The organism is Capnocytophaga sp. (genome assembly GCF_030532915.1).
In the GTDB taxonomy this organism is placed as follows: domain Bacteria; phylum Bacteroidota; class Bacteroidia; order Flavobacteriales; family Flavobacteriaceae; genus Capnocytophaga.
In genome coordinates this window covers 83,351-96,096 of record NZ_JAUNKD010000003.1, presented here as the reverse complement: position 1 = coordinate 96,096, position 12,746 = coordinate 83,351, and the positions used below count along the sequence as shown (strand labels likewise).

Below are 12,746 nucleotides of genomic sequence, written 5' to 3'. Positions count from 1 at the left end.
CATAAGCGTACTTTTGCCCGCTGAAATATAATTTACAGAGAAGAATGAAAAAATTTACATTGTTATTCTTATTAGGAGGATTTTTCTTCACATCGGGATTGGCGCAAAAAACGGCAACTCCCGACAGATACACGGCTCATAACAAAGGGAAATTCTTCCTGTTTTGGGGCGAAAACAGAGGTTACTTCACCAAATCAGACATTCAATTCAAGGGCGATAATTACAACTTCACACTCAGCGACGTGCAAGCCGAAGACCGCCCAAAAGGATGGCACATTGATTACATCAATCCGTTGCGTATGACCATTCCGCAGACCAACGCCCGAATCGGTTATTTTATCAGCGACCATTACAACATTTCGGTAGGCGTTGACCATATGAAGTACGTAATGGTGCAAGACCAAACCGTTAAAATAAACGGATTTATTCGCGGGAGCGGCACACCACACGACGGCGAGTACCACAACCAAGACAAAGTGCTTACCGAAGATTTCCTGACCTTTGAACACACCGACGGGCTCAATTACGTCACGGCTGAATTCTCGCGCGTGGACGACATTTCAAAACTATTCGCCATCAAAAACACTGACGTCTTTCAAGTAAATCTAACCGAAGGATTAGGCATTGGCGTGCTATACCCGCGTAGCAATACCAAACTGCTTAACAAAGAACGCTATGACGAATTTCACATCGCAGGCTACGGAATGAGTGCCAAAGCCGGTTTAAACTTGGTTTTCTTTAAGCACTTTATGATTTTGGGCGAACTCAAAGGCGGATACATCAATATGTATGACATTCGCACCACAAACAGCATCGCCGACAAAGCCAGTCAAGATTTTTTCTATTTCCAAACGATGTTTGCAATAGGCGGTATCTTCCGTTTTTAAAACTCACTCCTTTATTATATATAAAAACGCGCTGCTTGGCAGCGCGTTTTTTGCGTTGGTTCTTTTCCAAACAAAGGCGAAAAACGTTTCGCCTGCACCTATCCCTTTGGCAAAGTTTTAAGACTTTGCCAAAGGTTTTTTGGGTCGTTTCAATTTTTCTTGACGTACAAAAGAAAAATTATTAACGTGCGTTTTTACCGACGAATACCGCAACCATTTACAAGGTAAGAGCAAATCGCAATTCACCTCTACGGAATGCGGGGCAATCGTTTGGGCGAAATATTTTTCGTTCACGCCTATCCCTTTGGCAAAGTTTTAGAGCTCTGCCAAAGGTTTTTTAGTTTATTTCAATTCTTTTTGATGTTATTACAACAAATGGTAAAGTGTATTAAGACGCAGCAAGAGCTGACATAACACCCGTCATCATAAAAGCAACCAAATAAAGTGACAGCATCACAATAGCCATAATCCCCACAAATTTGTAATGTGCTTTAAGACTACTAACCGACGTAGTGAAAGCAAGTTGTTCGTTGCGCCCTACGGCTCTTCCCATATTAATAGCGAATTTATAAAGAAACCACATCGGAAAAAAATAAATCACGGCCATTACCAAGTAAACCCCTGCAAGAACACCCATTGGCATTTGCGTTAAGTGGCTGAACATACTACCTATAAAAATAAGTGCAAGTCCTCCCAAAAGCATCATTCCGACACTAACAAAACCTAAAATCGCCAAGAATTTTGCCCATAGCGCAAGGCTTTTGAGTTCCGATTTGATAAACGGCGTAACTTCCAACTGAGGTTCGACCGGTTTGTTCAACAGTTGATTTTCCATCGTATCCGTATTTATAAATTATTGCTCGAACTCTTTTAAGGTACTGATGATGATGTCAATACACTCACGCAATTGCACCTCGGTGATGATAAGCGGCGGTGCAAAACGGATAATGTTCCCGTGCGTAGGTTTCGCCAAAAGCCCCTTGTCACGCAAACGAAGACAAATGTTCCAAGCCGTTTCGCTCTCTTCGGTGTCATTAATCACTACGGCATTAAGCAAGCCCTTACCGCGCACGAGTGAAGCTACGTTTGAATCCTGAATGTACGCCCCGAGTTCACTTCGGAAAATCTCTCCCATTTTTTGGGCATTTTCAGCCAAGTTCTCATCTTTTACCACCTGCAAGGCTTCAATAGCCACGGCTGCCGCCACCGGATTTCCGCCAAAGGTGCTTCCGTGTTGTCCGGGTTTGATTACGTGCATTACCTCGTCATCGGCAAGCACGGCGCTAACGGGATACGCCCCTCCGCTGAGTGCTTTACCCAACACCAATATATCGGGCTTAACATTCTCGTGGTCAACGGCAAGACGTTTTCCGGTACGTGCCACACCGGTTTGTACCTCATCGGCAATAAACAACACATTGTGCTTTTCACAAAGGGCTTTGGCGCCGCTTAAAAATCCTTCCGACGGAACATATACGCCCGCCTCACCCTGAATGGGTTCCACCAAAAAGCCCGCAACATTCGGGTTGACATCTAAAAATCGTTCAAGCGCCGGCAAATCATTATACGGAATAGACGCAAAACCGGGCGTGTACGGACCAAAATTTTTCCGTGCGTTTTTGTCCGATGAAAATGATACTACCGTTGTGGTTCGCCCGTGGAAATTCTGGTCGCAAACCACGATAATGGCTTGGCTCTCGGGCAGTCCTTTTCGTTCGTAAGCCCATTTTCGGCAAATTTTAATAGCCGTCTCCACCGCTTCGGCACCTGTGTTCATCGGTAACACCTTGTCAAACCCGAAATATTCGGTTACGTATTTTTCATACACACCCAACTTGTCATTGTAAAAAGCCCGCGAGGTTAGCGTTAAGGTTTGTGCCTGACGGGTCATTGCACCAACAATACGCGGGTGACAATGCCCTTGGTTTACAGCCGAATAAGCCGATAAAAAATCAAAATATTGCTTACCTTCCAAATCCCAAACATAAACGCCCTCGCCTTTGCTGAGCACTACCGGAAGCGGATGATAATTATGTGCGCCGTGATGGTCTTCCAGTGCCATCGCCTGCCGTGATGATAAATGTTCTGTTGTCATACGTTATTATTTTTTTTGAAATATCGAATAAGTTAAAAAGTCCTGCAATATACAACTATTTTTTATTCCGCATCAAAAAAAGACACACAAAAGAACATTTTTCTACGATTTACCATTTTTTCGTTCATAAAATAACGCTCAAAAATGCGTACACTCCCCTACCCCTTTGGCAAAATCTTAGGACTTTGCCAAAGGTCTTTCAATACATTTCAATTTTTCTTGACGTATAGAAAAAAAATTATTGACGTACGCATTTGGGCAAATAGTAATTTGCCTCTACTGATAGATACTGAAATTATTTACAAGGTAAGGGTGAATTGCAATTCGCCCCCTACGAAATGCGGGACGACCATAAGGGCGAAATATTTTTCGCCCGCACCTTCCCTTTGGCAAAGTTTCAGAACTTTGCCAAAGGTCTTTCAACACATTTCAATTTTTCTTGACGTGCAGGAGAAAAATTACTGACGTACGTTTTTGGGTAAATGGTAATTTACCCCTACTGATGGATACCGTAACCATTTACAAGGTAAGGGCGAATTGCAATTCGCCCCTACGAAAAAAACAAAAAAACGGCTATACTTTTACGTATAGCCGTTACTTAATTAGTTAAAAATTACGCTCTTTCAAAAGAAACATCTTCAATGGCTTTTTTAATTTCCTGACCGGGCGTAAAAATAATACGCACGTCTTTAATCATCGAAGTGTTGAAGTCCTTTTCGTTCTCCACACCTTCACTGCTGATAGAGATACGAAATGTTCCAAATTCACCTAACTTTACGCTGTTGCCTTTGGCTAGCTCCTTCGGAAGTTCCTCCAATAAATTTTGGATCACATTGGCAATGTCGCCCGCCGTAAGTGACGATTTTGAAGCAATCGTCTTGGCGATGTCTTTTTGCCCTACTTTCGCTGCGATAATCGCATTGGCATACCACTTCTTTTTGGTTCTGTCTTGTGGATTTGCCTTTTGTACCAAATGATATTTCATATCAATACGTATTTAGCGTGTTATTAATCAAACTTGAAAAGAAAACTTTTCGTTACCAAAGGTACAACCTTTACGCCAAACATCAAAAACTTTAACATTTATTTGTGATTTACACTGCGTTTTTCATTATATTTTACAACCAAAATCAAAACAACCGTAGGGGCGAAAAATGTTTCACCCATACCCTTCCCTTTGGCAAAGTTTCAGAACTTTGCCAACGATTTTTCTGCATAGTTCAATTTTTCTTGACGTACGGAAGAAAAATTATTGACATCCATTTTTGGGGAAATAGTAATTTGCCCCTACTGATGGATACCGAAATTATTTATAAGCTAAGGGCGAATTGCAATTCGCCCCTACGAAATACGGGGTAATCGTAGGGGCGAAATATTTTTTATCAAAACGTATTAAATACCTGTATAATTCTCGGGGGTGATGGCTTTAAGCTCGTTTTTAATTTCGTCAGAAACGGCAAGCGTGTCAATAAACGAAGCAATAGTTTGCTGATTGATACGCTCGTTGGTGCGCGTAAGTCCTTTGAGCGCTTCATACGGATTGGGATAGCCTTCACGACGAAGAATGGTCTGCACGGCTTCGGCAACTACTGCCCAATTCTGTTGCAAATCGTAACGTATTTTTTCTTCATTTAAAAGCAATTTATTCATTCCCTTTAAGGTAGCAGCAAAGGCAATGAGGGTATGTCCGAAAGGCACGCCGATATTTCGCAACACGGTACTGTCGGTCAGGTCGCGTTGCAGTCGCGAAACGGGCAACTTGGCTGAAAGATGTTCAAACAGCGCGTTGGCAATACCCAAATTTCCTTCCGAATTTTCAAAATCAATCGGGTTTACCTTGTGTGGCATCGCCGAAGACCCCACCTCGCCTGCCTTGATTTTCTGCTTGAAGTAATCCATTGAAATGTAAGTCCATACGTCGCGATTAAAATCTATTAATATGGTGTTAATACGTTTTAACGCATCGAAAAGCGACGCCAAATGGTCATAATGTTCAATTTGTGTGGTCGGAAACGAATGATGCAAGCCCAAAGTCGTTTCAACAAAACGAGTACCGAAATCCTTCCAATCGGTTGCCGGATAAGCAACTTTATGGGCGTTGTAATTACCGGTAGCTCCTCCGAATTTTGCAGCAAACGGAATAGTTTTCAGGAAGCTAAGCTGCTGCTCCAATCGATTGACAAACACCTCCATTTCTTTACCCAACCGCGTAGGCGAAGCAGGTTGCCCGTGTGTGCGTGCCAAAAGCGGAATATCTTTCCACGCTCGGGTGAATTCCTTTAATTTTTCAATAATAAATTGCAATTCAGGATAGTACACCTGTTCCATTGCCTGCTTCACTGAAAGCGGCACGGCAGTGTTATTGATATCTTGCGAGGTTAGCCCAAAGTGAATAAATTCCTTATAGCTTGCCAATCCCAGACGGTCAAAGGCTTCTTTGATAAAGTACTCAACGGCTTTTACGTCGTGATTGGTTACTTTTTCAATCTGTTTTACTTTTTGCGCATCTGCCGAGCTAAAATTCTGGTACAGACGGCGCAATTCGGCAAAGGTTTCGCTCGGAAAGTCGGTCAGTTGCGCCAATGGCAGTTGGCAAAGCGCTATAAAATATTCAACCTCAACCTGTACACGGTATTTTATAAGGGCTTCTTCCGAAAAAAAAGGAACTAAACCTTGCGTTTTATCGGCGTAACGCCCATCAATAGGAGAAATGGCTTGTAATAACATCGTTCTGTAATTTTTGGTAAGGGACAAAGATAATCATTTTTATGGATTTGGTAAAAATATCACGTGAAAAGGTGCGTTTTTTTCGGTTTTTTGGCACTAAAAATCCCCTACTGACTTTCAGCGACTTACAAACGCACGTCAGAAAATAATTTTCTTGACGTCAGAAAAAAAATTTCTTGACGTCAGGAAATTTTCTTCCGCACGTCAAGAAATTTTCACCGGCACGCCAGCTGATTTTCAAAACGACGTACAAACGCTTCTTAAAACACTACGGAAAACGCTTTGCTTGAAGTCCCGGAAAATCAAAAATAACGGTTATCGGCACTCGTAAAAGCTACATTCCTCACAATAAATTACTGAAATTCGGAAAAAATCACTATTTTTGCGGGAATTTCCGTGATTTGTATTTCCTTTCAAAGAATAAAGGATTTTTTAAAAGAAAACGGAATTGAATTGTAATTTTTAAATATTGAAAATAAAAACCTTAAACCAATAAAAACATTGAACATTTAGATATGGATTATTTAGATCAATTAGAGGCGGAAGCCATACATATATTTCGGGAAGTGGGCGGTCAGTTTGAAAAACCCGCATTGCTGTTCAGCGGCGGGAAAGACTCTATCGTATTAGTTCACTTGGCATTAAAGGCGTTTCGCCCGTGCAAGTTTCCGTTTCCGCTCGTGCATATCGATACGGGACATAACTTTCAGGAAGCCTTGGACTTCCGCGATAATTTGGTAAAACACCTCGGCGAGCGGCTCATCGTTCGCAAAGTGGAAGACACCATCAAAGCCAAAGGGCTCACCGAACCCAAAGGCAAGTTCGCCAGTCGTAACGCCCTGCAATCCTTTACGTTACTCGACACGATTGAAGAGTTTGAATTCGACGCCTGTATCGGGGGAGCCAGAAGAGACGAGGAAAAAGCCCGTGCCAAAGAGCGGATTTTTTCCGTTCGTGATGATTTCGGCGGGTGGGACCCCAAGCTACAACGCCCCGAACTTTGGCATACTTACAACGGCAAAATCCACAAGGGTGAAAACGTGCGTGTCTTCCCAATCAGCAACTGGACGGAACTCGACGTGTGGAATTATATCCGCCGTGAAAACATCGAGCTTCCAAGTGTGTACTTTTCCCATGAAAGAGAGGTTATCGACCACAACGGACAGTTAATCGCCGTATCGCCTTACATTCAAATTGATGAAAATGATGTGATTATGACCAAGAACGTTCGCTACCGAACCGTAGGTGATATGACCTGTACGGCAGCAGTGGAGTCTGAAGCCTATCACATTGACGACATCATCAACGAAATCACGGCTACCCGAACCAGCGAGCGTGGCGAAACCCGTATCGATGACCGCATTTCGGAAGCCGCAATGGAAGACCGCAAAAAAAACGGGTATTTTTAGCTACAAAAATTCAATTTTAGAAGAATTGATGATTTTTGGAGTCAAAAACACATCAATTCTTCCTTAAATTAGCTACCCGATAACAAAAGGCATCTGCCCGCAATAAAAAGGAAGAACAAAATTTAAAAATACAATCTACCCGAAGATAAAAGGCAGGTGCCCGAAGACAAAAGGCAGGTAAAAAATTAAAAAAATCACCTGCCCGAAGCAAAAAGGGAGTTGCCCGAACAAAAAAGGAAGGTGTCTTTTAGTAAAACAGACCCTCTTTAAAGACAAAAGCAAGCCAAAAAACAATAACTATGTGCAGTAGAATACGTATTAAACATTTTGGAGGAATAAAGGAAGGTTATCGGGATAATGATAGCTGGATAGACATCGAAAAGGTAACTGCTTTTATCGGAAATCAGGGTAGTGGAAAAAGTACCGTAGCTAAATTAGTTTCTACTTTTACTTGGCTGGAAAAAGCATTACATAGAGGAGATTACAATATAAAATACTTCACCCAAAGGAATCGTTTCACAAAGATATTGCTTCCTTACCATCGCTTAGAGAATTATCTGATTAAAGAAAAGAATGAAATCATATCCGAAATCGAATATGAAGGAAAATCTTTTGACATACAATTTAAAAAAGGAGCGCTTGAAGTAAATGCAAAAACATCTCAATCATACTCCCTTCCGCAGATAATGTATGTTCCGGCAGAACGAAATTTTATTGCTTATGTTAAAAACACAAAAGAGTTAAAACTCTCATCGGATTCGTTACAAGACTTTCTTTCAGAGTTTAACAAGGCAAAAGAAAATATCAAAGGATTTATTTCACTTCCTATAAACGATACAAATTTACAATATGATAAATTAAATGACATATTAAGCGTAAAAGGAGGAGATTATAAAGTTCGTTTATCGGAGGCTTCCAGTGGTTTTCAATCTGTTGTCCCGCTTTATATCGTATCGGAATATTTAGCAAAAAGCATTCAGGAGAAAGAAAGTTATCAATCTCAAATAATGAGCATTGAGGAACGGGAGCGTTTTCAAAAAGATATTCAAAATATCTATAAAAATGAAGACTTAACCGAAGAACAGCGAAGAATTGCCATCTCAGCTTTGGCTTCCCGCTTTAACAAAACATCATTCATCAATATAGTAGAAGAGCCGGAACAAAACCTGTTCCCTTCTTCCCAAGAAAAAATGTTGGAAAGTTTGGTTGCGTTTAACAATTATAATGAGCATAACAAATTAATCATAACCACCCATAGCCCGTATCTTATCAACCATATAGGACTTTTGGTAAAAGCCGGAAATTTATATGATGCCGGTTCTTTTGATAAAAAAGAAATTGAAAAAATTATTCCTGAAAAAGCAAGTATCAAGAATAAGCAAGTTGCAATCTATCAATTTAATGAAAAAGATGGCACCATAACAAGATTGCCTGATTACAACGGAATCCCCGATGATGATGATTTTCTGAACGAAAAGCTCGCTGAAAGTAATGACAACTTTGCTGAACTTTTAGATATTCAACAAAAAGCAAGCCGATGCAAGTAGATTTTTTCAATTCAGGTTGCCAAAGTGTATCTTCAAAAAAAGAATTTGGCATTTGTGATGATGTACCTCCACCTCATTCACCTGCTTATATTAAGGAAGATGAAGGAGAAAAATGGATAGCCGTAGTAACTAATTTTTATGAAGAAGGAATACATTTTGTAGCTGTGGATAATTGTATTCCGTTAAAAAGAAAAGATGGGGAAGATGCCCAAAAATGTGATGGCTTTCTTTTTTTCAATAAAACTATTATCTTTGTGGAATTAAAAGTAAGAAGAGGCAAAGAGAGTCGAAAATGGAAAGACGAGGCAACAGAACAATTAAAAGAAACAATACGCCTTTTTGAGCAGCAAAACAAAGCAAAACAGTTTAATACAAAAATGGCTTATATTGCTAATAAAAAATATCCAAAGCCAAATGTGAAAAACCAAAAACGTGCAGAGCAGTTTTTTGATGAAACAGGATATACTTTAAAAATACAAAACAGAATAAATATACCGGAAGACGAGAATTAACAGCAGGTATATATCAATAAAAGAAGCCTATTTTTAACTAAAAGAAAACATAACAGAAGTTTAATCAATAAAAAATAATATCATATGGCAACAAAATCTTATGCTGACAGTCTATTTGAAGCAAAACTGATGATTGACGGACTTAAAAACAACAAGGAAAACCTCCCGGCAGGTATCGACGAGGCTATTATTAACAACCTTGAAGCATTGAGCGAGCAGGTTCAAAAGATAAACAGCGAGCAGGAAAAATTAAAGGCAGACCTTAAATCCAAAACCAAAGTGCTGGAAGATTCGCACAAGATGCTTTTAAAGCAATATGCCGATGCTAAAAAGCGTATCAAACTTGATGTTCCTCAAACACAATGGAGGGAATACGGAATTGAAGACAAAAAATAACAAAGTAAACAATCTTTTAACCATTACAGAATGGATATATTACGATTTTTAACCGCCGGAAGCGTCGATGACGGAAAAAGTACCCTCATCGGGAGGCTTCTGTACGACAGTAAAAATATTTTAATCGACCAGATGGAAGCCCTTGAACGAAGCACCAAAAACCGTGAAGACGGCAGTGTGGATTTGGCGCTGCTTACCGACGGGCTTCGAGCTGAACGTGAGCAAGGCATCACCATCGATGTGGCTTACAAATATTTTTCAACCCCCAAACGGAAATTCATCATCGCCGATGCACCGGGGCATATTCAGTACACCCGAAATATGGTTACCGGAGCATCCAACGCCGACCTTATCATCATTTTGATTGATGCCCGAAACGGGGTGATTGAGCAAACCAAACGCCACTCCATCATTGCATCGTTGTTGAACATTCCGCACGTTTTGGTGGCAATAAACAAAATGGATTTGGTTGACTTTTCACAAACCCGATTCGAGGAAATCAAAGCGGAATACCAAAAAGTTGCTCAGGCACTTGACCTTAAAAACGTGGAATTTATCCCCATCAGTGCCCTTAAAGGCGATAACATTGTGGACAAATCCACTCAAATGGATTGGTATTCCGGCGATTCGCTCTTGGAACGCTTGGAAACCGTCGAGTTGGAATCGTCCGTAAACTTAACCAATGCCCGTTTTCCCGTGCAGTTGGTACTTCGCCCCCAAACGGACGAATATCACGATTATCGGGGTTACGCCGGAAAAGTGGAGAGCGGGGTGTTCCGCAAAGGCGATAAGGTGAAAGTGTATCCTTCTGAAATTGAAGCTACGGTATCCGCTGTGGAAGTTGGCAATAAAGAAGTTTCTGAAATTTACGCTCCGCAAAGCGCCGTTATTCACTTGGAAGAAGACGTGGACATCAGTCGCGGTTCGTTGATTGCCAAAGAAGACAACTTGATAAAAGTTTCCAACGAAATTGAGGCTACCATTTGCTGGATGGACGAGCGCCCGATGAGCGTTGGCGGGCGTTATCTGTTGCAACATAACACACGCACGGTCAATGTCATCGTAAAGGAAATCAAGGAACGCATTGATGTAAATACGCTTGAAAAATACACCGACGTAACGTCTGTTTCACTCAATGAAGTGGTTACGGTTAAATTGAAAACATCGGCACCACTGGCATACGATAGTTATAAAGACCTCCGCGAAACCGGAAGTGCCATTTTGATTGACCAAACCAGTTTGGTAACCGTTGCCGCCGTGCTTTTTAAGTAGAAAATAAATATGATGAAAGAAAAAAGCTACCAGTTGGTAGCTTTTTTTATACCTATACTGAAAAATAAGAAATTACACACGCCACGAGGCTCTCAACAGTAGGCTTCTTAGAGATAACACAATGCTTGGTGTGTTTTAAAACTTCATCGGCAGTGGTTTTACCTATACAGAAGGCGATTTCATCTGAAAAATGGTTCCAGCATAAAAAACTTTGAACTCCGGAAGGACTAAAAAACAAAATACCTTTTTGCTTGGAGTTTATTTTTTCAGCCTGTAAAAGAGTTCTATAAACCTGTATTTCACTGTATTGTATTTTATTATCTTTCAAAACATTAGGTAAAATATCCCGACGTAAATTTCCGGAAAAGAACGTAATCTCATTGTTAAGGCAATTTTGAACGATATATTTTCCTAAACTAACGGCATATTCCTCAAAATGAATTACTTTCCAGCCATTTTCAACAAGCAAGGTTGCTGTTTTCTCTCCCACACAAATACAAGGTATTGATTTTAAGTAAGAAACCTTTGGATTGCGTAAAACACTCCGCACGGCATTCTGGCTGGTAAAAAGAAGCAAGTCTCCTGCCCTATTCAATTTAAAATCAATGAAATCAATACGGATAAAATCCTTTTCCATTAAGGAAAATCCTTTTTCGGATAATTCATTTCGCTGCTGTAAATTCAGTTTTCGGGTGGATAGTATCGGAATCATTTTTTGGGCGTTTTATCAGAAAAATTACTTATTTTTTCAATAATAAAGTCATAATCGGATTGATTTTTGACGAAGTCTAGCTCGGTTACATCAATAATCAAGGAATGAATGTCGTTATTCTTCTGAATAAAGTCCAAATACCCATGATGAATTTGATTTAAATACTCTTTTGAGATGTTTTGCTCGTATTCGCGCCCTCTTTTCTTGATATTTTCAATCAAACGGTCAGTATTTTGATACAAAAAGATGTACAAATCGGGCTTTATGATTTGATTATACAAAATGTAGAACAATTTTCGGTACAACACGAACTCGTCTTCCGTTAGAGTTACCTGCGAGAAAATCAAAGACTTAAAAATATCGTAATCCGAAACAATAAACGGCTTAAACAAATGCGTTTGCGTTAATTGGTCAGACATCTGTTGATAGCGTTCGGTTAGGAACGACATTTCGAGCGTGAAACCGTATTGCTTCGGATTTTCGTAAAATTTCGGCAAAAACGGATTATCGGAAAAGCGTTCCAAAATAAGGCGCGCGTCAAAATCTTCGGCAATTTTGGTGGATAAAGTCGTTTTTCCCGAGCCGATATTTCCTTCAATGGCGATGTAATTATAACGTTTGAAGGGCGAAATTCGCTCAGGAATCGTAATTTTTTCGTTTGTCTTTGTTATTTCGGACGTATCGGTGGTGTTTTCCAAAAGTTCCTGAATGGATTTTTGCAAAACGGGATGTTTTTTTTCCGAAGCAATTTCAGCCAACGGAAACAAAACAAACTTTCGGTTTTCTATTTGAAGATGAGGAATTTGCAATCGTTCCGTATTAATAATTTCATCGTCAAAAAACAGAATATCCAAATCAATGGTTCGTGGTTGGTAGCCTTTTGTATCGGCATCACGCACCCTGCCTAATTCCTTTTCGATTAACAGAAGTTTTTCAAGCACTTGCTCAGGAGAAAGCGAGGTTTCGGCAAGCAGACAAGCATTGTAAAAATCGGCTCCCGAAAAGCCCCAAGCCGGCGTTTGATACACGGACGAAATTTCAACAATCCTTCCAAGTTGTTGATTTACAGAATCAACCGCTTGTTGCAAAAACCGTTTCCGCTCGCCCATATTGCTGCCTAACGATATGTAAACTTTGTGTTTCATAGTATTTGCAAAAATAACCATTAAAGTGGGAAACAGAAAATGAA

12 protein-coding genes are annotated in these 12,746 nt (G+C 40.3%); 6 read left to right on the top strand and 6 right to left on the bottom strand.

The genetic code is table 11. The features are described from left to right. Nucleotides 1-44 precede the first annotated feature (44 nt). A complete protein-coding gene (locus tag Q4D72_RS01625; RefSeq protein WP_303075675.1) occupies nucleotides 45-887 on the top strand; it encodes a hypothetical protein in 843 nt (280 codons plus the stop codon). A 388-nt stretch (nucleotides 888-1,275) separates the two neighbouring features. Here the strand turns inward: Q4D72_RS01625 and Q4D72_RS01620 are convergent, their stop codons facing one another. The 4 genes from Q4D72_RS01620 to purB all read right to left on the bottom strand — a co-directional run bounded on the left by Q4D72_RS01620 (nucleotide 1,276) and on the right by purB (nucleotide 5,709). Further along, entirely contained in the window at nucleotides 1,276-1,722 is a 447-nt protein-coding gene (locus Q4D72_RS01620; RefSeq protein WP_303075674.1) for a hypothetical protein, read from the bottom strand. An 18-nt stretch (nucleotides 1,723-1,740) separates the two neighbouring features. Then, the gene (rocD, locus tag Q4D72_RS01615) at nucleotides 1,741-2,982 is read right to left on the bottom strand and encodes an ornithine--oxo-acid transaminase (protein WP_303075673.1); all 1,242 of its coding nucleotides are present in this window, start codon (nucleotides 2,980-2,982) and stop codon (nucleotides 1,741-1,743) included. 613 nt (nucleotides 2,983-3,595) lie between these two features. Next, nucleotides 3,596-3,967: an HU family DNA-binding protein gene (locus tag Q4D72_RS01610; RefSeq protein ID WP_303075672.1), complete on the bottom strand. Its 372-nt coding sequence runs from the start codon at nucleotides 3,965-3,967 to the stop codon at nucleotides 3,596-3,598. Between the two features lie 407 nt (nucleotides 3,968-4,374). Further along, entirely contained in the window at nucleotides 4,375-5,709 is a 1,335-nt protein-coding gene (gene purB / locus Q4D72_RS01605; RefSeq protein ID WP_303075671.1) for an adenylosuccinate lyase, read from the bottom strand. Nucleotides 5,710-6,224: 515 nt separating this feature from the next. On the opposite strand from purB, the gene cysD reads away from it, so the two are divergent. From cysD to Q4D72_RS01580, 5 genes are all read left to right on the top strand, one after another. Further along, on the top strand, nucleotides 6,225-7,118 hold the full coding sequence (cysD, locus tag Q4D72_RS01600; RefSeq protein WP_303075670.1) for a sulfate adenylyltransferase subunit CysD: 894 nt from the start codon (nucleotides 6,225-6,227) through the stop codon (nucleotides 7,116-7,118). Between the two features lie 299 nt (nucleotides 7,119-7,417). After that, the gene (locus tag Q4D72_RS01595; RefSeq protein WP_303075669.1) at nucleotides 7,418-8,665 is read left to right on the top strand and encodes an AAA family ATPase; all 1,248 of its coding nucleotides are present in this window, start codon (nucleotides 7,418-7,420) and stop codon (nucleotides 8,663-8,665) included. Further along, the gene (locus Q4D72_RS01590) at nucleotides 8,656-9,177 is read left to right on the top strand and encodes a hypothetical protein (RefSeq protein WP_303075668.1); all 522 of its coding nucleotides are present in this window, start codon (nucleotides 8,656-8,658) and stop codon (nucleotides 9,175-9,177) included. The genes Q4D72_RS01595 and Q4D72_RS01590 overlap by 10 nt, the downstream gene beginning before the upstream one ends. Before the next feature lie 84 nt (nucleotides 9,178-9,261). Beyond that, nucleotides 9,262-9,573 carry a membrane-binding protein gene (locus tag Q4D72_RS01585; protein WP_303075667.1) on the top strand — a complete coding sequence of 104 codons (312 nt, stop codon included), beginning with the start codon at nucleotides 9,262-9,264 and terminating at the stop codon, nucleotides 9,571-9,573. Nucleotides 9,574-9,603: 30 nt separating this feature from the next. Continuing rightward, the gene (locus tag Q4D72_RS01580; protein WP_303075666.1) at nucleotides 9,604-10,845 is read left to right on the top strand and encodes a sulfate adenylyltransferase subunit 1; all 1,242 of its coding nucleotides are present in this window, start codon (nucleotides 9,604-9,606) and stop codon (nucleotides 10,843-10,845) included. A gap of 52 nt (nucleotides 10,846-10,897) precedes the next feature. Here the strand turns inward: Q4D72_RS01580 and Q4D72_RS01575 are convergent, their stop codons facing one another. Further along, nucleotides 10,898-11,557, bottom strand: a complete 660-nt coding sequence (locus tag Q4D72_RS01575; RefSeq protein ID WP_303075665.1) for a uroporphyrinogen-III synthase — start codon at nucleotides 11,555-11,557, stop codon at nucleotides 10,898-10,900. Beyond that, entirely contained in the window at nucleotides 11,554-12,702 is a 1,149-nt protein-coding gene (gene folK, locus Q4D72_RS01570) for a 2-amino-4-hydroxy-6-hydroxymethyldihydropteridine diphosphokinase (RefSeq protein ID WP_303075664.1), read from the bottom strand. Before folK ends, Q4D72_RS01575 begins: the two co-directional genes overlap by 4 nt. Nucleotides 12,703-12,746: the final 44 nt, after the last annotated feature.

Coding starts and splice junctions, on each gene's coding strand:
- Q4D72_RS01575 (WP_303075665.1), bottom strand. CDS start 11,557: ATGATTCCGATACTATCCACCCGAAAACTGAATTTACAGCAGCGAAAT.
- Q4D72_RS01585 (WP_303075667.1), top strand. CDS start 9,262: ATGGCAACAAAATCTTATGCTGACAGTCTATTTGAAGCAAAACTGATG.
- cysD (WP_303075670.1), top strand. CDS start 6,225: ATGGATTATTTAGATCAATTAGAGGCGGAAGCCATACATATATTTCGG.
- rocD (WP_303075673.1), bottom strand. CDS start 2,982: ATGACAACAGAACATTTATCATCACGGCAGGCGATGGCACTGGAAGAC.
- Q4D72_RS01590 (WP_303075668.1), top strand. CDS start 8,656: ATGCAAGTAGATTTTTTCAATTCAGGTTGCCAAAGTGTATCTTCAAAA.
- Q4D72_RS01625 (WP_303075675.1), top strand. CDS start 45: ATGAAAAAATTTACATTGTTATTCTTATTAGGAGGATTTTTCTTCACA.
- Q4D72_RS01620 (WP_303075674.1), bottom strand. CDS start 1,722: ATGGAAAATCAACTGTTGAACAAACCGGTCGAACCTCAGTTGGAAGTT.
- Q4D72_RS01610 (WP_303075672.1), bottom strand. CDS start 3,967: ATGAAATATCATTTGGTACAAAAGGCAAATCCACAAGACAGAACCAAA.
- folK (WP_303075664.1), bottom strand. CDS start 12,702: ATGAAACACAAAGTTTACATATCGTTAGGCAGCAATATGGGCGAGCGG.
- Q4D72_RS01580 (WP_303075666.1), top strand. CDS start 9,604: ATGGATATATTACGATTTTTAACCGCCGGAAGCGTCGATGACGGAAAA.
- purB (WP_303075671.1), bottom strand. CDS start 5,709: ATGTTATTACAAGCCATTTCTCCTATTGATGGGCGTTACGCCGATAAA.
- Q4D72_RS01595 (WP_303075669.1), top strand. CDS start 7,418: ATGTGCAGTAGAATACGTATTAAACATTTTGGAGGAATAAAGGAAGGT.